The 21,998-nt window shown below is 53.8% G+C and carries 21 protein-coding genes and 1 pseudogene; 14 read left to right on the forward strand and 8 right to left on the reverse strand.

Features of this window, described 5'->3' with window-relative positions; translation table 11 throughout:
* Nucleotides 1-98: 98 nt before the first annotated feature.
* The 4 genes from R0J87_RS01035 to R0J87_RS01050 form a co-directional block, all read right to left on the reverse strand.
* A complete protein-coding gene (locus R0J87_RS01035; protein WP_054641543.1) occupies nt 99-842 on the reverse strand; it encodes an SDR family NAD(P)-dependent oxidoreductase in 744 nt (247 codons plus the stop codon).
* A 90-nt stretch (nt 843-932) separates the two neighbouring features.
* Entirely contained in the window at nt 933-1,223 is a 291-nt protein-coding gene (catC, locus tag R0J87_RS01040; protein ID WP_054641542.1) for a muconolactone Delta-isomerase, read from the reverse strand.
* Between the two features lie 42 nt (nt 1,224-1,265).
* Nucleotides 1,266-1,562, reverse strand: coding sequence for a YciI family protein (locus R0J87_RS01045; protein WP_137094773.1), 297 nt, complete (start codon nt 1,560-1,562; stop codon nt 1,266-1,268).
* Nucleotides 1,563-1,588: 26 nt separating this feature from the next.
* Nucleotides 1,589-2,923 carry a short-chain fatty acid transporter gene (locus R0J87_RS01050; protein WP_074211358.1) on the reverse strand — a complete coding sequence of 445 codons (1,335 nt, stop codon included), beginning with the start codon at nt 2,921-2,923 and terminating at the stop codon, nt 1,589-1,591.
* Nucleotides 2,924-3,093: 170 nt separating this feature from the next.
* Here R0J87_RS01050 and R0J87_RS01055 point away from each other — a divergent pair, with 170 nt between their 5' ends.
* From R0J87_RS01055 to R0J87_RS01080, 6 genes are all read left to right on the forward strand, one after another.
* On the forward strand, nt 3,094-3,999 hold the full coding sequence (locus R0J87_RS01055) for a 3-hydroxyacyl-CoA dehydrogenase NAD-binding domain-containing protein (protein ID WP_498883746.1): 906 nt from the start codon (nt 3,094-3,096) through the stop codon (nt 3,997-3,999).
* Nucleotides 3,996-5,024, forward strand: a complete 1,029-nt coding sequence (locus tag R0J87_RS01060; RefSeq protein ID WP_498883748.1) for a cyclase family protein — start codon at nt 3,996-3,998, stop codon at nt 5,022-5,024. Before R0J87_RS01055 ends, R0J87_RS01060 begins: the two co-directional genes overlap by 4 nt.
* 230 nt (nt 5,025-5,254) lie before the next feature.
* Nucleotides 5,255-6,241: a Bug family tripartite tricarboxylate transporter substrate binding protein gene (locus R0J87_RS01065; protein WP_498883750.1), complete on the forward strand. Its 987-nt coding sequence runs from the start codon at nt 5,255-5,257 to the stop codon at nt 6,239-6,241.
* Between the two features lie 95 nt (nt 6,242-6,336).
* The gene (locus R0J87_RS01070; protein WP_054641539.1) at nt 6,337-6,837 is read left to right on the forward strand and encodes a tripartite tricarboxylate transporter TctB family protein; all 501 of its coding nucleotides are present in this window, start codon (nt 6,337-6,339) and stop codon (nt 6,835-6,837) included.
* Nucleotides 6,838-6,869: 32 nt separating this feature from the next.
* Nucleotides 6,870-8,378 (forward strand): tripartite tricarboxylate transporter permease, encoded by a 1,509-nt coding sequence (locus R0J87_RS01075; protein WP_137094767.1) that lies wholly within the window; start codon nt 6,870-6,872, stop codon nt 8,376-8,378.
* Between the two features lie 84 nt (nt 8,379-8,462).
* A complete protein-coding gene (locus tag R0J87_RS01080; RefSeq protein ID WP_498883796.1) occupies nt 8,463-9,911 on the forward strand; it encodes a hypothetical protein in 1,449 nt (482 codons plus the stop codon).
* Nucleotides 9,912-10,025: 114 nt separating this feature from the next.
* On the opposite strand, the gene R0J87_RS01085 is transcribed toward R0J87_RS01080, so the two are convergent.
* Nucleotides 10,026-11,177 (reverse strand): acyl-CoA dehydrogenase family protein, encoded by a 1,152-nt coding sequence (locus tag R0J87_RS01085; RefSeq protein ID WP_137094765.1) that lies wholly within the window; start codon nt 11,175-11,177, stop codon nt 10,026-10,028.
* A 48-nt stretch (nt 11,178-11,225) separates the two neighbouring features.
* Complete coding sequence (locus tag R0J87_RS01090; RefSeq protein WP_197746068.1) at nt 11,226-12,047, reverse strand: IclR family transcriptional regulator; 822 nt, start codon at nt 12,045-12,047, stop codon at nt 11,226-11,228.
* A gap of 276 nt (nt 12,048-12,323) precedes the next feature.
* On the opposite strand from R0J87_RS01090, the gene R0J87_RS01095 reads away from it, so the two are divergent.
* From R0J87_RS01095 to R0J87_RS01115, 5 genes are all read left to right on the forward strand, one after another.
* Nucleotides 12,324-13,115, forward strand: a complete 792-nt coding sequence (locus R0J87_RS01095; protein WP_498883752.1) for an enoyl-CoA hydratase — start codon at nt 12,324-12,326, stop codon at nt 13,113-13,115.
* Nucleotides 13,115-14,644 (forward strand): 3-hydroxyacyl-CoA dehydrogenase, encoded by a 1,530-nt coding sequence (locus R0J87_RS01100; RefSeq protein ID WP_498883754.1) that lies wholly within the window; start codon nt 13,115-13,117, stop codon nt 14,642-14,644. Before R0J87_RS01095 ends, R0J87_RS01100 begins: the two co-directional genes overlap by 1 nt.
* Nucleotides 14,645-14,685: 41 nt before the next feature.
* The gene (locus tag R0J87_RS01105) at nt 14,686-15,909 is read left to right on the forward strand and encodes a CaiB/BaiF CoA transferase family protein (RefSeq protein WP_498883756.1); all 1,224 of its coding nucleotides are present in this window, start codon (nt 14,686-14,688) and stop codon (nt 15,907-15,909) included.
* A 33-nt stretch (nt 15,910-15,942) separates the two neighbouring features.
* A complete protein-coding gene (locus tag R0J87_RS01110; protein ID WP_498883758.1) occupies nt 15,943-16,692 on the forward strand; it encodes an electron transfer flavoprotein subunit beta/FixA family protein in 750 nt (249 codons plus the stop codon).
* 70 nt (nt 16,693-16,762) lie between these two features.
* Nucleotides 16,763-17,689 carry an electron transfer flavoprotein subunit alpha/FixB family protein gene (locus R0J87_RS01115; protein ID WP_074211366.1) on the forward strand — a complete coding sequence of 309 codons (927 nt, stop codon included), beginning with the start codon at nt 16,763-16,765 and terminating at the stop codon, nt 17,687-17,689.
* 5 nt (nt 17,690-17,694) lie between these two features.
* Here R0J87_RS01115 and R0J87_RS01120 read toward each other — a convergent pair.
* Nucleotides 17,695-17,937: pseudogene (locus R0J87_RS01120) on the reverse strand (IS481 family transposase); the annotation flags it as partial.
* 92 nt (nt 17,938-18,029) lie between these two features.
* Nucleotides 18,030-18,824, reverse strand: a complete 795-nt coding sequence (locus R0J87_RS01125; protein ID WP_074211367.1) for an IclR family transcriptional regulator domain-containing protein — start codon at nt 18,822-18,824, stop codon at nt 18,030-18,032.
* Between the two features lie 363 nt (nt 18,825-19,187).
* Here R0J87_RS01125 and R0J87_RS01130 point away from each other — a divergent pair, with 363 nt between their 5' ends.
* From R0J87_RS01130 to pcaF, 3 genes are read left to right on the forward strand one after another with little or no spacing between them, the layout of a single operon-like run.
* Nucleotides 19,188-20,006 carry a CoA transferase subunit A gene (locus R0J87_RS01130; RefSeq protein ID WP_074211368.1) on the forward strand — a complete coding sequence of 273 codons (819 nt, stop codon included), beginning with the start codon at nt 19,188-19,190 and terminating at the stop codon, nt 20,004-20,006.
* Entirely contained in the window at nt 20,006-20,779 is a 774-nt protein-coding gene (locus R0J87_RS01135; RefSeq protein ID WP_054641536.1) for a CoA-transferase subunit beta, read from the forward strand. Before R0J87_RS01130 ends, R0J87_RS01135 begins: the two co-directional genes overlap by 1 nt.
* Nucleotides 20,780-20,794: 15 nt before the next feature.
* Entirely contained in the window at nt 20,795-21,997 is a 1,203-nt protein-coding gene (gene pcaF / locus R0J87_RS01140; RefSeq protein WP_498883798.1) for a 3-oxoadipyl-CoA thiolase, read from the forward strand.
* Nucleotide 21,998: the final 1 nt, after the last annotated feature.

Raw genomic sequence — 21,998 nt, forward strand, 5'->3', positions numbered from 1 at the left:
TCTGGTATGGGCTTGCACAGTCCGGGATTAAACACTCTGTAGCACATCACATTACAGCTGAAGGGGTGTCTATAGATCAGAGTCCAGGCGCCTTACACTTAACCCACCGTGACACCGCCACAGACGAAAAGCGTCTGACCAGTGATAAATCCACTATGTTCGTCGCAGAAGAAGCTTACTGCCTGGGCTACATCCTCAGGCTGGCCCATGCGTTTTAACGGAATATTTTCGACTATGCGTCGGGCACGCTCAGAATCGGGTGGATTGTTTTGCCAGAAAGCGCTTGTGGCAATAGGCCCAGGAGCAACGCAATTAACTGTAATACCGTGTTCAGCGAGTTCTAGGGCCCATGTTCTGGCCATAGATTGTAGCGCTCCTTTAGTGGCGCTATAGATGGTGCGCGCCTCTTTTCCAAGTACCACTCGGCTGGTATTCAGAACGATGCGCCCCTTGCCGTTCGCCTTCATATTAGGCAACAACGACTGTGTGCAGATCAGTGCCGAACGCACATTCAGGTGCATCAATTTGTCGAAGTCTTCAAGCTGTGCTTCTTCAATCAGTGCCGGGGCAACAATGCCGACATTGTTGATCAGTCGTGTCACCTGAAAACGCTCGGAAATATCCAACATAACACGGCGAGTCGCATCGGCATCAGAAAGGTCGACTTGGTGGGAATCCGCTTGCAGTGATTGGGCTTCGGGTTCGACGATATCCACCACAACCACGCGATAACCATCTTTCTGTAAACGCAAGGCGATCGCCTGGCCGATGTTTCTCGCCCCGCCAGTCACCACAGCGCAGTGGATTTGATTTGCTTGGCTTTGAGCGGCGTCTTGACTCATTAGAGTTCCTCGGCATAGGCACGGTGATTGAGTATGAAGTTGGTAGGAAAGTCAGCCTCGCCGACAGTTCAGCGAGGCGATGGGGCTTAGTTATGTGTTGTCCTCACGTATTGAGGAGGGATGGCGGCATAGCGGTTTTACTTGGATATCCATGTAGGGGAACAAGGGTAAGCCGCTGATGACTTCTTGCAGTTCGTCGTTGTCATTGACGTCGAAGATGCTGACGTTGGCGTAACTGCCGGCGACTCGCCATAGATGGCGCCATTTACCCTGTCGTTGTAGCTCTTGTGAGTAGGCTTTCTCTCTTGCTTTGATGTCAGCCACTTGATCGGCCGGCATGTCGGGCGGGAGCTTTACTACCATTTCTACATGAAACAACATCGTATTTCTCCATTGTATTGTCGCGATAAGATTGTGCCTGCCCTAAAGGGTGTTCTTTCGGTTCAGGTAGGCCTGCCGCCAACGCACGATCTTGACCTCGTCGAATAGTGCCGCTTGGTGGAATGGGTCGCCCTCAATAAAACGCTCAGCTTCCTCTCGACTGTCCAGGTCGAGCAGGTAGATGCCGCCTGATGCCGTTTCACCGTCATCGGAGAGCTTGGCCCCGCAGGCCAGCAGAATATCCACGTTGGCATCCAGATATTCTAGATGTTGTTGACGTACCTCCAGGCGCAAGGTCTGGAGATCGGGCTTGTCGAAGGTCTCTATCAAAAAAGGCATTTGCAAACCTCAGTTAGTAAACGTGTTTAAGCGCTGAGGTAGCCCCAAATAAGCATGGCGCTGCCGTAGATGATTCCCAGGTAGATCAGGATCAACACCATATAGCCCATCACATCGCGCAACTTCAAACCGGAAATGGCCAGCACCGGAAGGATCCAAAACGGCTGGATCATGTTGCTCCACTGGTCGCCAATCTGCACGGCGAGCGCGGTGGCCGCTTGGGAAGCGCCGATTTCAGTGGCGGCTTGCACCATGACCGGCCCCTGGACTGCCCATTGACCGCCGCCGGATGGTGCCAGCAGGTTGATGATGGCACCGCTGATGAATGACCAAATAGGCAAAGTTTGGGCACTGGAGATATCAACGAAGATATTCGCAAACGAAACCACCAGGCCTGAGCTCACCAGAATTCCCATGATCCCCGCGTAGAAAGGGTACTGCACGATAATACCCGAGACGATGCGGATCCCGTCAGCCAGTGCGGCCAAGTAGTTGGCTGGTGATGCAAAAAGGAGTATCCCCAGGAACAGAAAGGCGAAGTTGACAGTGTTGAGGTTCAGCGAGCCTCCGTCGACTGTGTACAGCGCTATATACAGCATGCCCAGCAAGCCAATGCCGATACCTACCACCCGGCTACGATTCAAGCGCTCTGCAATGGTGACTTTCACGTCGCCGGGTAAGGGCGCTGCAGTAGGCTTTGCGACAGTGCTGGGGTCGATTTCAACGATATCCTTGTCCAGCTTGGGGTGCAGCCAAGCATTGAAGAAAGGCAAGGTGAGCAGAATCAGAGCACTGGTGATTAAGAGGATGGGCGAGAAAATCGTTTCGCTTAATGGGATCAGGCCGATGGCATCTTGAAGAAAATGCCCCTCAGTGGCGATTAGCAGCGGGACACTGCCTGACAGGCCGATGCCATAAAGGGCGAAACCCGAGTACGCCGCGGCGATCACAAGGGGGTAGTGTAAGCCTTTTACGTTGAGTGCCAGCTTCTGAGCCACGATACCGCCTATTACCAAGCCGAACCCCCAATTCAGCCAGCTGCCAATGCCGCCCACCAGGGTGGCGACGACAATCGCCATGAACGGTGTTTTGACGCGTGCGGCGAGGCGGTTGAGAGCACCATCCACCAAAGGCGTCTTGGCGAGGATATAGCCTGCCAGAAGGATGACCGTCATCTGCATGCTGAAGGCCAGCAGATCCCAGAAGCCATCGCCCCAGTAACGCACCGCATTCAGTGGGCTAGTGCCTTGAACTAGCACTGCCAGGAGCATAGTGAGTACGGTCAGGAGGATAGCGATGACCAGAGGGTCAGGCATGTACCGGTTAACGAGCCTAGTGAAGAAATTAGCCAGCGCATTCATAGAAAGCGGCCTCTTATTGTAGGTATGTTGGTCATGGTTTATTGTGTGCGTATAGCGAACACAAGTTCGTAATGTGAGATTATATTTAACCTGCGAATCATTTTATTCAATGCGACATTTGTCTATGCCGTTTGAGATAAGTCGCCATTCCAGGCTAGGGGAGAGAGCTGATGCAAGAAAAAGCTTTGCGAGCAGTCGTGGTGGGTGCTGGCACCATGGGCACCACACTGGCTAAGTTGATGGCGGTGAATGGTGTCAAGGTCACCGTTGTGGATACCAATCCGCAAGTGTTGGAGACCAGCCGTCAGCGTTTAGCAACCCATGCGGCGACGACTTGCTTCGCTACGGATTTGAAGATGACGGAGGTCCCCGATTTCGTCATTGAGAGCGTGACCGAAAATGTCGAGGTCAAACAGAAGGTCGTGGCGCAAATCGAGGCCAGCGTGAATGACGCCACCATCATCATGACTAATACGTCGGGGATACCGATCGACGAAATAGGCAGTATCATGCGCGTTCCGCAACGCTTCGTGGGGACTCACTTCTTTAACCCCGCGGACATTGTGCCGACTGTGGAAGTCGTTCCCGGTAGCCACACAGAGGCTGAGACAGTGGAAAAGGCTTGCGGTTGGCTGACGCAGTTGGGAAAACGGCCAGCGGTGTTGAAGACTTGCGTGCCCGGTTTCGTTGCCAATCGGATCCAGCATGCGGTCATGCGTGAATGTCTCTCCCTGCTGGAGAAAGGCGTGGTAGAGGCTGAAGCGCTGGATGACATCGTGCAGTACTCCATCGGTGTGCGGCTGGCTTTGAATGGCCCCTTGTGCCAGCGCGATCTCAACGGGCTGGACACACATCTGCATATTGCTCGATATCTCTATCCAGATCTCGATGCAAGTCAGCAGCCTGCAGCGCTTCTTGAAGAGTATGTAGCCAAGGGGCGTCTAGGTGCCAAGGTAGGGCGAGGATTTTACCGCTGGAGCGACGAGTCGCTTGCGCGTCACCAGGCGCATGAGCGGAGCAAACTGAAGCGCATCATTGAACTCGCTGCACAAGACTCACATGGAGATGAACCATGAATCAGCCGCGCTGGAAGAAACGTCCCGAAGGCAGCAATTGGGGAGATTTCGGGCCCAATGATCAATTGGGGCGTGTCAACTTGATCGGGACAGAGCAGGTCCTCAAAGGCGTCCGGGAAGTCCAGGAGGGCGTAACGTTCTGCTTATCTCTGCCCTTGGATATCCCCGGTGGGAAAGTACTCAATCCTCGCCGTTCACCACCGAAATTGACCCCGACGGCGCTTGATGAAGACCAGTACATCAACTTTCCCCTCTCCACTCATAACCCCAAGCTGAACGACATCATCAGTGACGACCAAGTCCAGCTATCGTTACAGTATTCCACTCAGTGGGACTCCTTGGCCCATGTGGGAGCTCTTTTTGATGGTGATGACGATGGCTCGCCTGAGCGGCGCTATTACAATGGCTACATGGCGGCGCAAGATGTGCTGGATTTAAGCGCAGAGCCTTCCCAGCGTCACGATTCCTATGCTAGACGCCTTGGCATTGAGACACTGGCCGCGCATGGCATGCAGGGCCGGGGTGTTTTAGTGGACCTGGTGCGAGCCTTCGGTTCGGGAAGAACGTTGATAGGGTACAGAGATCTGCTTGAGGCGCTGGAACAGCAGAGCGTAGTGTTGGAGCAAGGTGATATGCTGGTATTGCGCACAGGGTTTGCCGAAGCATTGCTAGACATGAAGGGAACTCCCCAGCCGGACGTTCTAAAAAACACTGGGGCAGTACTGGATGGCAGTGATCCGGCGCTACTTGAGTGGATTACCTCGAGTGGTATCGCGGCGATCTGTGCTGATAACTACGCGGTGGAGAACCTTGATCGCGAACTGGAACCTGACTGTTGCTCTAAACTTCCGCTGCATCTCCATTGCCTATTCAAGCTAGGTTTGCCCCTGGCCGAACTCTGGTACCTGAAAGACTTGGCAGATTGGCTACATAGTCGAGGGCGTAATCGTTTCTTACTGACGGCTCCACCTTTGCGCTTGCCAGGTGCGATTGGCTCACCGGTTACTCCAGTGGCAACTGTATAGGCGCTAATCACTAAAAAGCGTTTATGAATTAATTAAAATTTTAGCTTAAAAACTCTCTTCCAGAGAGTGAGTGTAGCGAACTAGCTCCAGTGTATTAGTTATTGCCCAAATAAAAAATTTACGATGTAAAACTAAAGTTGGATACCTGGCTTTCGCTCTTTCCAAGTAACCTGTGAACGTATTGCGAATAAATGTACGCATAGTAAACAATTATTAGATCAGGGGTAATTATGAACAAGCTACTCAATGTCCTAGCATTAGCCACCTGCGGTGTTGCTGCACTTTCCCTTTCGGTGTCTACTGCCCAGGCTCAAGACTGGCCCACTGACGACGTGCGTCTTATAGTTCCTTATGCGCCGGGTGGTACCACCGATGTGCTATCACGTCGTGTCGCTAACCTGCTACAGGAAGAACTCAATGCAAACGTTGTGGTGGAGAACCGACCTGGTGCCGGCTCTACGGTGGCTACTGGTCGTTTGGCTCGCGGCGGTCGAGACGTTGACCATACAATTATGATGGCTTCACCAGGTCACGCCATCGGTGCTGCCATTTACCCCAATCTTACCTATGATCCTGTCGAAGATTTTGTGTTCATTCAGAACTTGATCGACATTCCCAACGTCATGGTGGTTCCGGCTGATAGCACCTATAACAACGTATTGGAGTTTGTCGAGGCAGCTAAAGAGCAGAATATGACCTTTAGCCACAGTGGTGTGGGAAGTTCTATACATATGTCAGGTGAGCTTTTCAAGACTCTGACCGGTACCAATATGACGGCAGTGCCTTTCGCTGGTAGTGGTGCAGCCCTACCTGCGCTATTGGGCGGAGATGTCGACGTCTCTTTCGAGAACATGCCCACTGTTTTCTCGCATATTCAGTCTGGTGATCTGAAAGCGCTGGCGGTTACTTCCGCTGAGCGCTCCGAGTACTTGCCCGACGTGCCGACCCTAGAAGAAATCGGTGAATATAACCTTGATCAGTTCACCACTACCGCTTGGTTTGGTCTGATTGCTCATGAGTCCTTTCCAGAAGAAGCCATGACGGTCATGCAAGAAGCACTGCAGGAAGTAATGAAGCGTGAAGAGTTTACTAGCTTCGTTGATCAGTTGGGCGCCGAGCCGGGCGCGGTTGCTGGTGACGAGTTCAAAGCGTTCATCGCTGAGGAAGTGGCCCGCTGGGATGAAGTAGCGGCTGAAGCGGGTATTCGCCAAGAATAATTCATTGTTGAATACACTGCATGATGAGGCGAGGGTTACACCCTCGCCTCAGTTGGTTTACTTCCGGAGCTTTTTACGTCGAGAGGGAACCCCCGATGACGAAGTCGCACTCTACTAGTGGCACGCTGATCAAAGATTCGTGGGATGTGGTCGCTGGGGTTATATTGCTGGGCTTTGCCCTGCTTCTACTGTTCTACCTAATTCCCAACTACATTGGCCAGCCGCCTATCATGCAGAATCCGATGATGTCACCGCGTTGGCTGCCGACCATCGTTGGCTGGCTGCTGTTGGTGTTTTCTCTGCTAATGATCGTCCAGGGTGTATTAGTTGCTGATGATGCTGAGGATAGTGGGCGCCGCTTCGAGCGTGGTGCGTGGTTACGCTTTGTCCTGATGGTCGTGGCCCTGGTTGTCTACGCAGGTTTGTTCGAGATGTTGGGAGCGATAATTAGCGGGATCCTCGCCACCTTTATACTGTTCATTGCTCATCCAGTGCGTACTTTATGGGTCTACGGTCTAGCCATCGTCTTCCCTGTAGGCATCACGCTACTGTTTACCGAGGTCATGAACGTACCGCTGCCGATGTTGCCGTTCTGACCCAGCGGCCATCTCTCAAGATCTGGTGACTTATGGATAATATTACAGAAGTACTGCAGCTATTTCTGGCCACAGAGAATTTCGTGGCAATAGCTATAGGTGTGATTATTGGCGTGACCGTTGGCTCCATCCCGGGCCTCACTGCCACGATGGCAGTGGCGTTGGCGCTACCGTTTACTTTTTCAATGGAGCCGGTTGCGGCCATACTGTTGTTGGTAGGTATTTACAAGGGCGGTATGTATGGTGGTTCTATTACGGCGATCTTAATCCGTACACCTGGATCGCCTGCGTCGGCTTGTACATTACTAGATGGTTATCCGCTAGCTCAGCAGGGCGAGGCAAAGAAGGCGCTAAAGATGGCGCTCTACTCATCGGTAATCGCTGATTTTATATCTAACATTGCACTGATCTTTTTCGCCGCTTATTTGGCGAAAATCGCCCTTAATTTCGGCGCGCCGGAGTTCTTCTGGCTGATCTGCTTTTCATTGACCATCATTATATCCTTGGCCAGTGGATCAATGATCAAGGGTCTGATTGCGGCGTTTCTAGGCATCTTGCTTTCACTGGTCGGGCTGGATTCTGTGTTTGGTTCACAGCGGCTGACCTTTGGCAATTACAACTTGATGGACAGCATTTCGTTCATTCCTCTGTTAATCGGCCTTTTTGCAATACCAGAGATCATGGAGTTTTATCGTAAAAAGGTGGTGCCTCATATCCGGGCGAAGGCTAGCGGTGCCGGTGTGTCTTTCGTTGAGCTTAAACGCAGCCTTAAAAGCATCGTGCGCGGCAGCTTGATCGGTGTGATTATTGGTGCTATTCCGGGCACCGGTGCTACTGCTGCTGCCTTTATTTCTTATAGTGATGCCAAGCGTCGTTCGCCTCACCCAGAACGCTTTGGCAAAGGGGAGATAGAAGGTGTAGCTGCTTCTGAGGCGGGTAACAATGGTGTAGCAGGGGCCACACTGATCCCATTATTGTCGTTAGGTATCCCTGGTGATGTGATCACCGCCATTATCTTGGGCGCCTTCATGGTACATGGATTGACCCCGGGTCCACTCCTGTTCCAGGAAAATCTGTCGCTTATCTATGCCCTCTTCCTAGGTATCATGCTCAGTTCAGTGATCCTATTGTTCGTGGGTAGTGCAGCAATCCGCTACTTCTCCCTGATCGCGGATATCCCCAAGTCGATTCTGTTTCCTATCGTATTGATGTTCTGCATATACGGTGCTTATGCGGTCAATAACGACACATTCGATGTCTGGTTAATGTTGGCGTTTGGGCTTATGGGCTATGTGTTTAATCGTACGGGCATTCCGGCTGCCCCTTTCCTAATTGGTTTCATTTTGGGGCCGATGTTCGAGGACAACTTGCGACGATCACTGCTGATCGGTTCTAACGACCTGTCGATTTTCGTACGTGGCCCGATCACCTGGTTCTTCATTGCCCTAACAGTAGGCTCTATATTGCTGGCCATTTATCGCTTTATGTCTTCACGACACAAAGCGAAACAAAGTGCCAATGAGTCAGAGGCGGGCACTTGACGCTGCGGGCCTTGCTATAAATGACGACTTTCCTTAAGCCCGCAGGGTGGGCTTAAGGCTCAAGTAAATCGAGCCGACTTCTTGGTGGGGGTCGGCTCGATTTATATCAGGGAGGTGGGGATAACCATGCATCTCGGCAGACATGAATCAGTTGCAAACGTCTGGTCTAGCCGTTTGCTCGCTGGTGTGGCAGTGCTGGCTGTAGTGCATTTATTGAGTGGTGTAACGTGGGCCGAAAGCTTGGCTCAACTTATGTTGACGGGCTTTCTAATGCTAGGCTGGCCGCGTTTCAGCTTGATGGCGCGCATGTTAGCTTTGGCCTGTGTCGTAGCTTCGTTCTTTGCTCTATGGAGGCTTCCTTCACCTTGGGCTGTGCTCCATGAGGCGGCAGGTGGCTTTGTATTCCTGGCGGCGTTCATGACGGCACTTGCGGTGCTTCGCCTGCCAGCTTACCGTTCAAAACTCATCCGTCGCTGCGGTCATAGCCTGCTGTTGCAGCCACCCACCTGGCGTTATCCGATCCTTTCATTGGGCTCCACCCTTTTCGGAATCGTGCTCAACTTCGGTGTGTTGAACTTGTTCATGTCGATGATCGACAAGTCCAACACTCTTGGCTCAGCTCAGGGGAGAGTGTGGCTGCAAGAGGTGCGTCGCCGACGCATGCTTCTGGCAACCTTGCGCGGTTTCACTCTGGCGCCGCTGGTTTCTCCTCTAGGTATCGGTGTCGCGGTCGTTTTGGCTAATATGGAAACGCTGACCTGGGGTGAGCTCTTTCCCTACGTATTGTTGTCGGCCATCATTCTATTTCTGTTGGGCTGGGCCTGTGATCACGTTGCAGGGCCTCCCCCAAGAGCGCGGGTAGCGCTAGTCGCACGGCCCTCACTGATGCCGCTGGCAGCTTTTAGCTTGATGCTGCTTGCGTTAGTGATGCTGGTTTTTGCGCTTGCAACGGTGCTTTCGCTACGGTTGCCTCAGGCGGTTGTGATTGGTGTCCCTTTGGGAGCCTGGATTTGGCTGGCTTGGCAGTGTCGTGGCATTAGCTATGCGGGCGTTGGGCCGGCTACTGTCATGCTAGCCCGTCGCTTGCCTGAGGTGTTGGGTGGCATTGGTAATGAAGTCGTGGCGCTGGGCTCGGGGGCCTATCTCGGCTATCTCAGCGTGGCGCTGCTTGATCCTGCCCAACTGGGCGGGGTGGCCTCCTTGCTTGTTGCCCTTGGCAACTGGTTGCCGGCAGTCGTGCTCATGCTGATCGTTATTCTTGCCCAGGTCGGCGTTAATCCGATTATCAGTGTGACCTTCTTGACCAGTATGGTGGCCCAAGTGGGGCTGGAAAACGTGTCGTTGCCGCTGCTGGCGGCTGCGATGCTGTCGGGCTGGTCGTTGACGATGGTGTCGTCGCCGTTCACGGCCGCGATGATGATCATGTCACGTTTTACAGGGATGACGGCGGGACAGATCGGCCTGCGTTGGAATGGCGCATTTCTTGCGACATCGTTGATGATGGCCGCCGTCCTCTTTCGATTAGCAAGCTGAGGGGGTCAAGTACTTCGCTGGTTTCAAGCTCCGGCTTGTGCGCAAGTCCTTGCCAAATAGCTTAGCGGATCGGCAAGGGACCTTGGCACGAGTAGGGAGCGCTGTGTGTGCTTATTATTGGGCGTTGCGGATCATGTTACGCGAAATGATCACCTGCTGAATTTGAGTCGTCCCCTCATAGAGCCGGAACAGGCGCACATCACGGTAAAACCGCTCAACGGCATAGTCGCTGATATAGCCAGCGCCGCCATGAATCTGCACACCGCGGTCGGCCACACGGCTACACATTTCCGTTGCGAACATCTTGGCGCAAGAGGCCTCGGTACTGACGTTGTGGCCATCATCGCGCTGGCGAGCGGCATCGAGCACCATGCAGCGGGCAGCATAAATCTCGGCTTTGGAATCGGCCAGCATGCCTTGGATCAGCTGGAACTCGGCGATGGGGGTGCCAAATTGTTTGCGTTCCATGGCGAAGCGTAGAGAGTCCTCTAGGATTCGCTCAGCGGCGCCGACCGCAATGGCGGCAATGTGCAGGCGACCCTTGTCCAGAACCTTCATGGCGGTCTTGAACCCCACTCCTTCTTGCTTACCAATCAGTGCGTTGGTCGGTACCCGCACATTGTCGAAGATAACATCCGCAGTATGAGCGCCTTTTTGGCCCATCTTCTTATCGCGCTTACCGATAGTAATGCCGGGGGTATCGGCTTCTACGATGAATGCACTGATGCCCTTGGCACCCTTGATCTCGACATTCGTACGTGCCATGACGGTGAAGATGCCAGCATGTGGTGCATTCGTGATGTAGCGCTTGGTGCCGTTGATCAAGTAGTCATCGCCATCCTTCACCGCCGTTGTGCGCAGTGAGGCCGCATCCGAACCTGAGTCAGGCTCGGTTAGACAGAAGGAACTTATGATATCGCCGCTGGCTAGCTGGGGGAGGTAGTTGGCCTTCTGCTCATCGGTGCCGTCGACCAGGATGCCGATTGAGCCAATACCGTTGTTAGTGCCAATGAAAGAGCGGAAGGCGGGAGATGTCCGTCCAAGCTCGAACGCGATATTGACTTCTTCTTCCATGGTCACCCCAAGTCCACCGTACTCCTCGGGGATGGTGAGGCCGAAGAGCCCCATATCGCGCATTTGTGAAACGATGTCCTCGGGGATTTCATCGCTTTCAGCGACTTCTTCCTCACGTGGAATCAGCTCTTCTTGAACAAAATTACGGATGGAGTCGAGCAGGAGCTGCATCGTTTCCTGATCACGAATCATGTGCGTGCCTCTTGATATGAATTTGTACGTCGGAAAATGTGGTGTGGCTTATGAGATTTGGGTCTTTATATCGTTGACCAGTTGCACTAGCTGCGGCCCGATAGACTCTTCCAGCTTTTCACGTGATATCTGAAATTCGGGGCCACCACAATTGAACGCGAGAACTCCAAGCTGAGGATGATGGAGGGGCACCGCAACGGCATTAACCTTGCGTTGCCATTCACCAATCGATAGGCAGTACCCGTGATCAGCGTAGTCTCGAAAAGCACGCTCCAATGATCTTCGAATGGCTGGCCACTCTGTAGGGTTCAAGTCCCGTAGGTGATTCATCATCACATCAGACTCTTGAGTGGGCATGGCAGCGAGACATGCGCGCCCCGCCGAACTCTGGTGGATGGGCAGGCGTGTACCGATCTGACGACGGATGGTAGAGCGAAGAGCACTCTGGACCACGTCGAGATAAACCATGTCTAGTCGGTCACGTGCAGACATAGCCACCGTTGCACCCACCTCGTTAGCAAGGTTTACCATCAAGGGTTGGGCAATCGCGCGAACTGGTAGGTTGGATATCATCGAATAGCCAAAGGACATGACGCCCACATCCAACTGGTATTTCCCACGTTGCAAAGGGCGCAGATAGCCCAGTCGAGCTAGCGTGTGGGTAAGCCTGCTGACGGTAGGGCGCGGCAAACCCGACTTCTTCGCTAGGTCAAGATTGCTAAGGGCGCTTTCGCTGGGCGTAAAGCAGCGTAATAGCTCAAGCCCTCTGGCCAGCGCCGTCACAAACTGCCGGTCCTCCTCCTGCTCGCCTGCTGTGTTCATCGGGTCCACCACGATCTGATAGTCACCCTGACTGTCTGTTGTCTTCACCGAGTTATGCTCCACTCGTGGCTTGCTTATTGAATCGATTTTGCGTTTACCGATGAAGATATGTCAAGTATGCAGACTAAAAGTCCGCAGTGCGGACTTTAGGTTTTAATGTCTTATGCAAGATATAAAAAAACTTTTTCAGTATAAATATTTGATTAATAAGATTTTTATAGTAAGGATGTTTTGGCCTAATTGACAGTTGTTCGATGAGCTGTGTAAAAATAACCTCATTAGCAAAACAAATGTCTGCAGTGCGGACATAATGACGAGGTTTATATGACGGACAAACAGTCGCCCGCCGAGGTCTATCTTGCTTCGCTTGATGATGGAGTGGCGGTGGTTCGAATCGATCGCCCAGATGCCAAGAATGCCCTCAACGGTGCTGTTCGGTGTCAGCTTGCCGAGATGTTTTTATCTTTAAGCCAAGATGACGAAGTTAGAGCCATCGTGCTGACGGGAGGTGAGCAGGTATTTGTAGCCGGTGCTGACGTGAAGGAGTTTGCCACTGCCTCTCCGACCGAAATGTATTTACGACACAATGAGCGCTTTTGGGAGCCGATTGCGCACTGCCCTAAGCCCGTCATAGCGGCGGTCAACGGCTTCGCGCTAGGAGGTGGCTGCGAGCTTGCCATGCACTGCGACATCATCGTCGCTGGGGAGTCGGCTCAATTTGGACAGCCAGAGGTTAAGCTTGGCTTGATGCCCGGCGCTGGTGGGACGCAACGATTGGTTCGAGCCGTCGGCAAATTTAAGGCCATGCGTATGCTGATGACCGGCTGCATGGTACCGGCCCCCGAGGCGTTTGGCATGGGTTTGGTAAGCGAGGTGGTGGCCGACGATCAAACGTTGGAACGCGCAAAGACACTGGCTAAAGAAATTGCTCGTTTGCCAGCACTGGCACTAGAGCACATTAAGGACACAGTCCTCACGGGCGAAGATTTGCCTTTGCAGAGTGCCTTGGTTCTTGAACGGAAAGCTTTCCAGATGCTTTTTGACACGGCGGACCAGAAGGAAGGGGCCGCTGCTTTTGTCGAGAAGCGCAAACCGAACTATCGAGGAGCGTCGTAATGGCGAGAGACGTGAACCGGCTAGGCATTGTCGGAGCCGGCGTGATGGGGGCGGGGATCGCCCAAATTGCTGCCCAGTCTGGCCTGAATGTTGTTCTGTTTGACAAGAATCAAGGGGCAGCCCACAAGGCTCGTGATGGCCTAAAGGCAACGTTCGATAAACTAGTGAGGAAGGGCAAAATAACTCGGCAATCGGCTGAGGTAGCGTTATCTCATCTTTCTGTCGTCGAATCTTTGCCGGCTTTGGCAGATTGCGACGTGGTGATCGAGGCAATTGTTGAGGATCTGGGAATCAAGCAAGCGCTATTCGCTGATCTGGAAGCAATTGTTGACCGAGAGTGCATTCTGGCGACTAACACTTCTTCACTCTCGGTCACATCAATTGCCGCTGACTTGAATTGTCGTGATCGAGTGGCCGGTTTCCACTTCTTCAATCCCGTGCCGTTGATGAAGGTGATTGAGGTGGTCGGGGGCATCGATACTAATGAAGCTGTCGTCGACACGTTGCTTAAGCTGGCAACCCGACTCGGCCATACTGGCGTGCGTGCCCAAGACACCCCTGGCTTCATCGTCAACCACGCGGGACGTGCTTACAGCACAGAAGGTTTGAAAATTCTTGAGGAGCGAGTAGCGCCTATTGAGGATATCGACCGGATTCTTCGCGAAGAGGCTGGGTTCCGGATGGGGCCGCTTGAGCTTTTTGATCTCACCGGCCTGGATGTGTCCCATCCTGCGATGGAGGCGATCTTCACGCAGTTCTATCACGATCCGCGTTACCGTCCGTCTTATATATCCCGTCAGATGTTGAAAGGTAACCGCTTGGGCCGCAAGACGGGTGTTGGCTTTTATCGCTATGAAAAAGGACAAAAAGTCGAAGCGTCGACACCTCAGCCCATGCCTGACATCGCTGACCTACCGCCCATCTGGGTGGGATGCGATGACACCGGCCTGCATACGCACGTGGCATCATTGTTAGCGTCGCTTGGCGGGCGAGTCGAGCAAACGGCTTCACCCTCGGAGGAAGCGCTCTGCATATTGCTGCCCTTTGGTGATGATGCAGTGAGTGCGAGTGCGTACTTCGGTACCGATCCAGAGCGCACTGTCTGTCTTGATGCGCTCATGGGCCTTGAGCGTCATCGTACGCTGATGGTGACGCCGGTCACCCGGCATGAAATGCGCGACGTAGCGCATGCGTTATTTGCTTCAGACGGTACCTACGTAACGGTGATCCGTGACAGCGTGGGATTTGTCTCTCAGCGGGTGCTTGCCGCAGTGGTGAACCTGGCCTGCGATATTGCCCAGCGTGAGATTGCCACGCCTGCCGATATCGATAATGCCGTCAGGCTCGGGCTCAACTATCCCCAAGGCCCGCTGGCGTGGGGAGATGCCCTAGAACCGAAACGGTTACTTGGCATACTCACGCGTATCCACGCATTGACGGGAGACCCACGGTATCGGCCAAGCCCTTGGCTGCGCCGTCGTGCCATGCTTGGTATATCTCTGTTGCATCCCTCATCGGGTGCTCGGTGATGTTGGAGAGGAATTATGTTGGTTCAAAAGAGAGGGGTGCTATGGGAGCGCTAACGGGAGTTCGTGTACTGGACTTGAGCCGGGTGTTGGCGGGTCCCTGGTGCAGCCAAGTGCTAGCGGATCTTGGTGCTGATGTTGTCAAGGTGGAGCGCATTGGGCGAGGGGATGACACTCGTGCCTGGGGCCCCCCCTACATGAAGAATGCTGACGGTAAAAATACTCAGGAAACCTCATACTATCAGTCCTCCAATCGCAATAAACGCTCGGTAGCTGTCGATATTGCTACCGAAAAAGGTCAGGAAATTGTACGTGCGCTCGCTGCCGAGAGCGACGTGCTGTTAGAGAATTTCAAAGCTGGCTCCTTAAAGAAATACGGGCTGGATTACGACTCACTTTCAAGCCTTAATCCGAGATTGGTCTATTGTTCCATTACGGGGTTTGGTCAGACGGGGCCCCGTGCGCAGGAGCCTGGCTATGATTTTATTATTCAGGGTATGGGCGGGTTGATGAGCATCACTGGTGAGCGTGATGATGTTCAGGGTGGCGGCCCGCAGAAAGTAGGCGTGGCTGTCACCGATGTGATGACGGGCCTGTATTCGGTTATTGCTATACAGGCAGCGCTACTGGCTCGTGAAAAAACAGGGCGTGGTCAGCATTGCGATATGGCATTACTGGATGTACAGCTGGCTGCATTGGGTAATCAGAGCCAAAGCTACCTAAGTACGGGCATATCACCTGGCCGCTACGGTAATGCGCATGCCAATATCGTGCCCTACAACTCGTTCCATGCAAGTGATAAGGATTTCATTATCGCCTGTGGCAACGACTCTCAGTTTGCCGCATTGTGCAATGCGATAGAACTGCCCGAATTGTCAGTGGATCCCCGGTTTTCAAAGAATGAAGATCGCGTCAGGAACAGAGCGGTAATTACTCAGATTCTATCGGACCATTTCAAGCGCGACACAGCGGACGCTTGGGTGAAGAGGATAAGTAAGGTCAAAGTGCCTGTCGGGCTAATCAATAACATTGCCGATGCATTGGCGGAGCCTCAAGTGGATGCTCGTGGCATGTTAGTCAACATCCCCCACCCCATGAATCCTGATTTCGAGATGGTTGGGAGCCCAATTAATCTTTCTGATACGCCAGTAGAGTATAAAAGGCCGGCACCACTGCTAGGGCAGGATACGAATGATGTGCTTACTGAATACCTTGGCCTTTCACCAGAGCAACTATCGCAATTTAAAAGTGACGGCGTCGTCGGTTAATCCACTTTTTATGTATATCACTAAGGATTTTTCATGAAAGTACTTGTCGCGGTGAAGCGCGTCATCGACTACAACGTCAAAATTCGTGTCAAAGCGGATTATTCTGATGTCGACCTTACCAACGTCAAAATGGCCATGAACCCCTTCTGCGAGATTGCCGTGGAAGAAGCGGTGCGCTTGAAAGAGAAGGGCGTTGCTACGGAAGTGGTTGCCGTGACGGTCGGTCCCAAAGCGGCCCAGGAACAGCTGCGCACCGCGCTGGCGCTGGGTGCGGATCGCGCCATTCATATTGAGACTGACGAGCGCGCAGAATCCCTGGCCGTGGCTAAGCTACTGGCCAAAGTGGTCGAAGAGGAGCAGCCAGGGCTGGTAGTCTTGGGCAAGCAGGCCATCGATACCGACAACAACCAGACCGGCCAAATGCTCGCCGCGCTGACTGGCCTGCCCCAGGGCACCTTTGCCTCGGAAGTTGCGGTCGATGGTGACAAAGTCAACGTCACACGGGAAATCGACGGCGGTCTGCAAACCATCGCGCTGACGCTGCCCGCGATTGTCACTACCGACCTGCGCCTCAACGAGCCGCGCTACGCCAAGCTGCCCGACATCATGAAGGCCAAGAAAAAGCCACTGGATGTGAAAACCCCCGCCGACTTCGGCGTCGAGGTCGCTTCCAAGGTCAGTCTGCTCAAAGTAGAGTCGCCCGCCGAGCGCAAGGGCGGCGTCAAAGTCGCCTCGGTAGACGAGCTGACCGACAAACTGAAAAACGAAGCCAAGGTTCTTTAAGGTCGGCTATTTACAACCCATACTTTGAGACAAGTTCTTTGAGATAAGCGCTTTGAAAGGAGCTGATTTTATGAGCATTTTGGTACTTGCCGACCTGCATGAAGGCCAGCTGGCCGGTGCGACGGCTTACGTGATTGCGGCCGCACAACAGATCGGCGGCGATATTGACGTTCTTGTTGCCGGTGAAGGCGTTCAAGCCGCGGCTGAGGCAGCCGCCAAACTCGACGGCGTAAGCAAGGTACGTGTCGCGGATAACGTCGTTTACGCCCACCAGCTGGCCGAGCCCATGGGCGCGCTGCTGGTCGAACTGGCCGATGGCTACACCCACGTGCTCGCTAGCGCCTCCACCACCGGCAAAAACGTGCTGCCGCGTCTGGCGGCCTTGAAAGATGTCAGCCAGCTTTCCGATGTGCTTGCCGTGGATAGCGCTGACACCTTCAAGCGCCCGATTTACGCCGGCAACGCCATTGCGACCGTCAAGAGCAACGACGTGCTAAAAGTCATCACCGTGCGTACTACCGGCTTTGATGCCGTGGGCGATGGTGGCAGCGCCACCATTGAAGCTGTTGATACCGTGGTTGACAACGCCCAGTCCAGTTTCGTCAAGCAGGAGCTTGCCGAGTCGGACCGCCCGGAGCTTGGCGGCGCCAAGGTGGTCATCTCTGGTGGCCGCGGCATGGGCAACGGTGATAACTTCAAGCTGCTTGACGGCATTGCCGACAAGCTAGGTGCGGCGATTGGGGCTTCGCGGGCGGCCGTTGACGCAGGCTTTGTCCCCAACGATATGCAGGTCGGCCAAACGGGTAAAATCGTCGCGCCGGATCTGTATATCGCCGTGGGCATCTCCGGTGCCATCCAGCATCTGGCGGGCATGAAGGACTCTAAGGTGATCGTCGCGATCAACAAGGACGACGAAGCGCCGATTTTCCAGGTCGCCGACTACGGCCTGGTAGGCGATCTGTTCGAGTTCCTACCGGAAATCGAAAGCAAAATTTAGCAGTGGCGCAGGAATTCGCGAGCGGCGATCAGCACCTCCTCCTGCTCGGACGTGAGGGTGGCCAGCAGGTTGTGACGCGTGTGCGGTCGGTCATGGACATCATCGCGGTACCGCCAGCGCCGTATGGTCGCGGGTGAAACGCCATACTGGCGTGCCAGCTCGCTATCCGTGATGCTGGAAGGCGCTGCCTGGATCTCGGCGCGGATCTTCGGTGTCGTGGTCGCCTGCTTATGCAGCTTGATGTCCATGAACCTGCTCCCGAATGAATGTCTGTAGAAGCTCTCTGGCTGCCAGCAGAGGATAACTCCTATAGCTCATTTGATCATCCGAGACCCTACAGCTAGGTATTAACCGTTTGACGGATAAGTTGGGCTTTATCCTGTAATAAGGGCTTATAAATATTTAACAGCATTTCCATATCAACGCGTGCGGCGTTGGTGCTGATATTGATAGCGCCTATTAGCTTGTCATGGATGTCAAATACAGGAACGGCAACTGATCGCAGTCCAGAGTCTAACTCTTGATCAACTATCGAATAACCTTGTTGGCGTACCTCAACAATGCACCTCTTTAGCTCCTCTTTATCATTGATGGTTTTATCGGTATATCGCTTCAATGAAATGCGTTCCAAATAGGCATTTAGCTCTGATTCAGTTAATTGCGATAACAGTACGCGACCCATAGATGTATGCGCTGCTGGGAGGCGCGTACCTACTGATAAAGTAATCGCCATTAAGCGATGTGGTGCCGCAGAGCGTGCCACATAAATGACATCGTCTCCATCCAACACGCCAAGTGAAGATGACTCGCCACTTTGAGTTGTAATATCTTCCAGATATTGTTGTATGACGCTGCGGTAATTATTTGCTGAAAGGTATGCGTATCCTAGTTGAAGCACTCTAGGGGCGAGTTCAAAGTAACGCTGATGTTTACGCACATAGCCTAATGCGTTCAGCGTTAGCAAGAATCGGCGTGCTTTCGCTCGATTCATACCCGTGCGTGCAGCGACTTCGCTCAACGTCATTTTTGAATGGGAATCATCGAAGGCCATGATGACTTCCAAGCCACTAGCAAGTGCTGTTACGAAGTCACGGTCATCAGGTTTAAGCGTTTCTACCTGGGGCAAGTCTTCCATTATTGTGCTCTCATCCAGTGCATACATGGTCATGTGTTAATTTAGCATAATGTTCGAATACCGAACAATTGTGCTTTTGGGCTATCGATGCTTGTTGCATGTGCCCCTTCCTTATATACCTTGGTAGTAGGAAAACGCAGGCAAAGTGTGCCTGTGTATGGTGTGTTTATAAATAACATATTGTTATTCAATGGGTTTTTGATTTCTATAAGTTGATGTATTGACCCGTCTTTGCAGATATTAGCTCAACAGCAATTTGACCCGGTATGCATTCGACAGTAAGTTGTTCGTATAGAGAATCTATGTTCGTTTCGCGAACAAGTTATCCATAAGCAGACAACGATACGCTAAGAGGCATCCATTATGGCCGAGTTTCTCAGCTTGCATGATGCGGTAGCGCGCTACGTCCAAGACGGCGCCACCGTGACCATGGAAGGCTTTACCCACCTGATTCCGTTTGCCGCCGGTCACGAAGTGATCCGTCAGAAAAAGCGCGACCTGACGTTGATCCGCATGACCCCCGATATCATCTACGATCAGATGATTGGCGCGGGCTGCGCTAAAAAGGTGATTTTCTCCTGGGGCGGTAACCCTGGAGTGGGTTCGCTGCACCGCCTGCGCGATGCGGTTGAGAAAGGCTGGCCGCGCAAAATCGAGATTCTTGAGCATAGCCACGCAGCCATGGCCTGTGCCTTTGAAGCGGGTGCTGCGGGGTTACCACTGGCTGTTTTTCGTGGCTACATCGGCAGCGAACTGCCCAGTGTCAACGATCAAATCAAATTCATTGAGTGCCCTTTTACTGGGGAGCGCCTAGCGGCCGTACCGTCGGTGCGCCCGGATGTTTCGATCATTCACGCCCAGCGAGCGGATCGCCAGGGCAACGTGCTGGTAGAAGGCATTGTCGGCGTACAGAAAGAGGCAGTGCTCGCCGCCAAGCACAGCATCGTCACAGTGGAAGAGATTGTTGATGACCTAGGGGCTACCCCCAATGCCTGCGTGATTCCCAGCTGGGCCATCAGCGCCGTCGCGGTGGCCGAGAAAGGCGCGCTGCCGTCTTACACCCACGGCTATTACGGTCGCAGCAACCGTTTCTATAAAGAGTGGGATGCCATCGCACGCGACCGCGATACCTTTACTCTGTGGCTCGATGAGAACGTTTACAGTAAAGAGGAGAATAACTAATGAGCCTTGAATATACCTCTTCTGAAATGATGTCGGTCACCGCGGCGCGGGCGCTGGAAAACGGCATGACCTGCTTTGTGGGCATCGGCCTGCCCTCGGAAGCTGCCAACCTGGCGCGGCTGACGCACGCTCCTGATGTGGTGCTGATTTATGAGTCCGGCACGCTGCAAACCAAACCCGATATTCTGCCGCTCTCCATTGGCGATGGTGAACTGTGCGAATCAGCATTGACCACCGTTGCAGTTCCGGAAATGTTCCGCTACTGGCTGCAGGGCGGCAAAGTGGACGTGGGATTTTTAGGCACCGCGCAAATCGACCGCTTTGCTAACCTGAATACCACGCTCATCGGCGATTACAAAGCGCCCAAGGTGCGCCTGCCAGGCGGCGGCGGGGCGCCTGAAATCGCCACCAACGCGGGCGAAGTGTTTATCACCCTAAAGCACTCCAAGCGGGCGTTTGTGAAAGACGTCGACTTCGTCACCACACTCGGTTTTGGCCGCGACGGTAAAGGCCGCGATAACGTACCTAATATCGGCAAAGGCCCCACCCAGGTGATTACTGATCTATGTGTCATGAAGCCTGATGCCGAGACCAAAGAGCTAGTGGTGGTATCGCTGCATCCCGGAGTAACCCGCGATGAGGTGATTGACGCCACTGGCTGGGAAATCCGCTTTGCCGAGCAGCTTGAGAGCACGCCCGAGCCCAGCGAAAAAGAGCTGACGATTTTACGCGAGCTCAAAGCCCGCACTGAACGGGCCCACGCGGGCGAATAAGGAGTTGTTATGAGCATGAATAATGTCTATCTCTGCCATCCCCGCCGCACGGCCGTAGGCCGCTTTGGCGGCACTTTGGCTAGCGTGCGCCCTGATGATTTCGCCGCGTCGATTTTTAAAGCCGTATTAGCCGAAGCGCCAGATCTTGACCCAGCCGCTATTGAAGAAGTGTTCATGGGTTGCGCTAACCAGGCCGGTGAAGATAACCGCAACGTGGCTCGTATGTCGTCATTGCTAGCGGGGATTCCTACCTCGGTGCCCGGCACCACCATGAACCGTCTGTGCGGCTCAGGTATGGACGCCGTTGGCACGGCCTTTCGCGCCATTAAAGCTGGTGAGATGGAGCTAGCGCTGGCAGGCGGTGTGGAGTCCATGTCCCGTGCGCCCTACGTGATGGGCAAGGCCTATAGTGCCTTCGATCGCACTCAAAAAATCGAAGACACCACCATTGGCTGGCGCTTGGTCAACCCGCTGATGAAGAAAATCTACGGCATTGATTCCATGCCGGAAACGGCAGAAAACGTCGCCGAGCAGTTCGCTATCTCTCGTAAAGATCAGGACGCCTTTGCCCTGCGCTCCCAGCAGAAAGCCGCTGCCGCTCAAAAGGCGGGGCGCTTCGCCCAAGAGATCACCGCCATTGAAATCCCTCGTCGCAAGCAGGAGCCATTGATTTTTGACCAGGACGAGCACCTGCGGGAAACCACGCTTGAGAAGCTCGCTGGCCTACCGACGCCTTTCCGTGAGGGCGGCAGTGTAACCGCAGGCAATGCTTCTGGTGTCAACGACGGCGCAGCCGCCATGCTGGTGGCCAGCGAATCAGCCGTCAAACAGCACGGCCTGAAGCCAATGGCGAAAATCATCGGCATGGCCACGGCTGGCGTTGAGCCGCGCATCATGGGCTATGGGCCGGTACCGGCAGTGCAGAAACTACTCAAGCGCACTGGTATCGCCATGGATGATATTGATGTATTTGAGTTTAACGAAGCGTTCGCCGCCCAGGCGTTAGCGTGTATGCGCGACCTTGGCTTGGCTGACGATGACCCGCGCGTTAACCCGAACGGCGGCGCGATTGCCCTGGGGCACCCGCTGGGCATGTCCGGTGCCCGCCTATTGTTGACCGCCGCTCATGAGCTGCACAACAGCGGTAAGCGCTACGCGCTGTGTACCATGTGCGTTGGCGTAGGGCAGGGTATCGCTACGCTGATCGAACGGGTTTAAC

The sequence above is a fragment of the Halomonas sp. SIMBA_159 genome (assembly GCF_046536035.1).
In the GTDB taxonomy this organism is placed as follows: domain Bacteria; phylum Pseudomonadota; class Gammaproteobacteria; order Pseudomonadales; family Halomonadaceae; genus Vreelandella; species Vreelandella venusta_A.

Bases quoted from the DNA above. Each gene is read 5' to 3' on its own strand.
- R0J87_RS01035 (WP_054641543.1), bottom strand. From the start codon at position 842: ATGAGTCAAGACGCCGCTCAAAGCCAAGCAAATCAAATCCACTGCGCT.
- catC (WP_054641542.1), bottom strand. From the start codon at position 1,223: ATGTTGTTTCATGTAGAAATGGTAGTAAAGCTCCCGCCCGACATGCCG.
- R0J87_RS01045 (WP_137094773.1), bottom strand. From the start codon at position 1,562: ATGCCTTTTTTGATAGAGACCTTCGACAAGCCCGATCTCCAGACCTTG.
- R0J87_RS01050 (WP_074211358.1), bottom strand. From the start codon at position 2,923: ATGAATGCGCTGGCTAATTTCTTCACTAGGCTCGTTAACCGGTACATG.
- R0J87_RS01055 (WP_498883746.1), top strand. From the start codon at position 3,094: ATGCAAGAAAAAGCTTTGCGAGCAGTCGTGGTGGGTGCTGGCACCATG.
- R0J87_RS01060 (WP_498883748.1), top strand. From the start codon at position 3,996: ATGAATCAGCCGCGCTGGAAGAAACGTCCCGAAGGCAGCAATTGGGGA.
- R0J87_RS01065 (WP_498883750.1), top strand. From the start codon at position 5,255: ATGAACAAGCTACTCAATGTCCTAGCATTAGCCACCTGCGGTGTTGCT.
- R0J87_RS01070 (WP_054641539.1), top strand. From the start codon at position 6,337: ATGACGAAGTCGCACTCTACTAGTGGCACGCTGATCAAAGATTCGTGG.
- R0J87_RS01075 (WP_137094767.1), top strand. From the start codon at position 6,870: ATGGATAATATTACAGAAGTACTGCAGCTATTTCTGGCCACAGAGAAT.
- R0J87_RS01085 (WP_137094765.1), bottom strand. From the start codon at position 11,177: ATGATTCGTGATCAGGAAACGATGCAGCTCCTGCTCGACTCCATCCGT.
- R0J87_RS01095 (WP_498883752.1), top strand. From the start codon at position 12,324: ATGACGGACAAACAGTCGCCCGCCGAGGTCTATCTTGCTTCGCTTGAT.
- R0J87_RS01100 (WP_498883754.1), top strand. From the start codon at position 13,115: ATGGCGAGAGACGTGAACCGGCTAGGCATTGTCGGAGCCGGCGTGATG.
- R0J87_RS01105 (WP_498883756.1), top strand. From the start codon at position 14,686: ATGGGAGCGCTAACGGGAGTTCGTGTACTGGACTTGAGCCGGGTGTTG.
- R0J87_RS01110 (WP_498883758.1), top strand. From the start codon at position 15,943: ATGAAAGTACTTGTCGCGGTGAAGCGCGTCATCGACTACAACGTCAAA.
- R0J87_RS01115 (WP_074211366.1), top strand. From the start codon at position 16,763: ATGAGCATTTTGGTACTTGCCGACCTGCATGAAGGCCAGCTGGCCGGT.
- R0J87_RS01125 (WP_074211367.1), bottom strand. From the start codon at position 18,824: ATGGAAGACTTGCCCCAGGTAGAAACGCTTAAACCTGATGACCGTGAC.
- R0J87_RS01130 (WP_074211368.1), top strand. From the start codon at position 19,188: ATGGCCGAGTTTCTCAGCTTGCATGATGCGGTAGCGCGCTACGTCCAA.
- R0J87_RS01135 (WP_054641536.1), top strand. From the start codon at position 20,006: ATGAGCCTTGAATATACCTCTTCTGAAATGATGTCGGTCACCGCGGCG.
- pcaF (WP_498883798.1), top strand. From the start codon at position 20,795: ATGAATAATGTCTATCTCTGCCATCCCCGCCGCACGGCCGTAGGCCGC.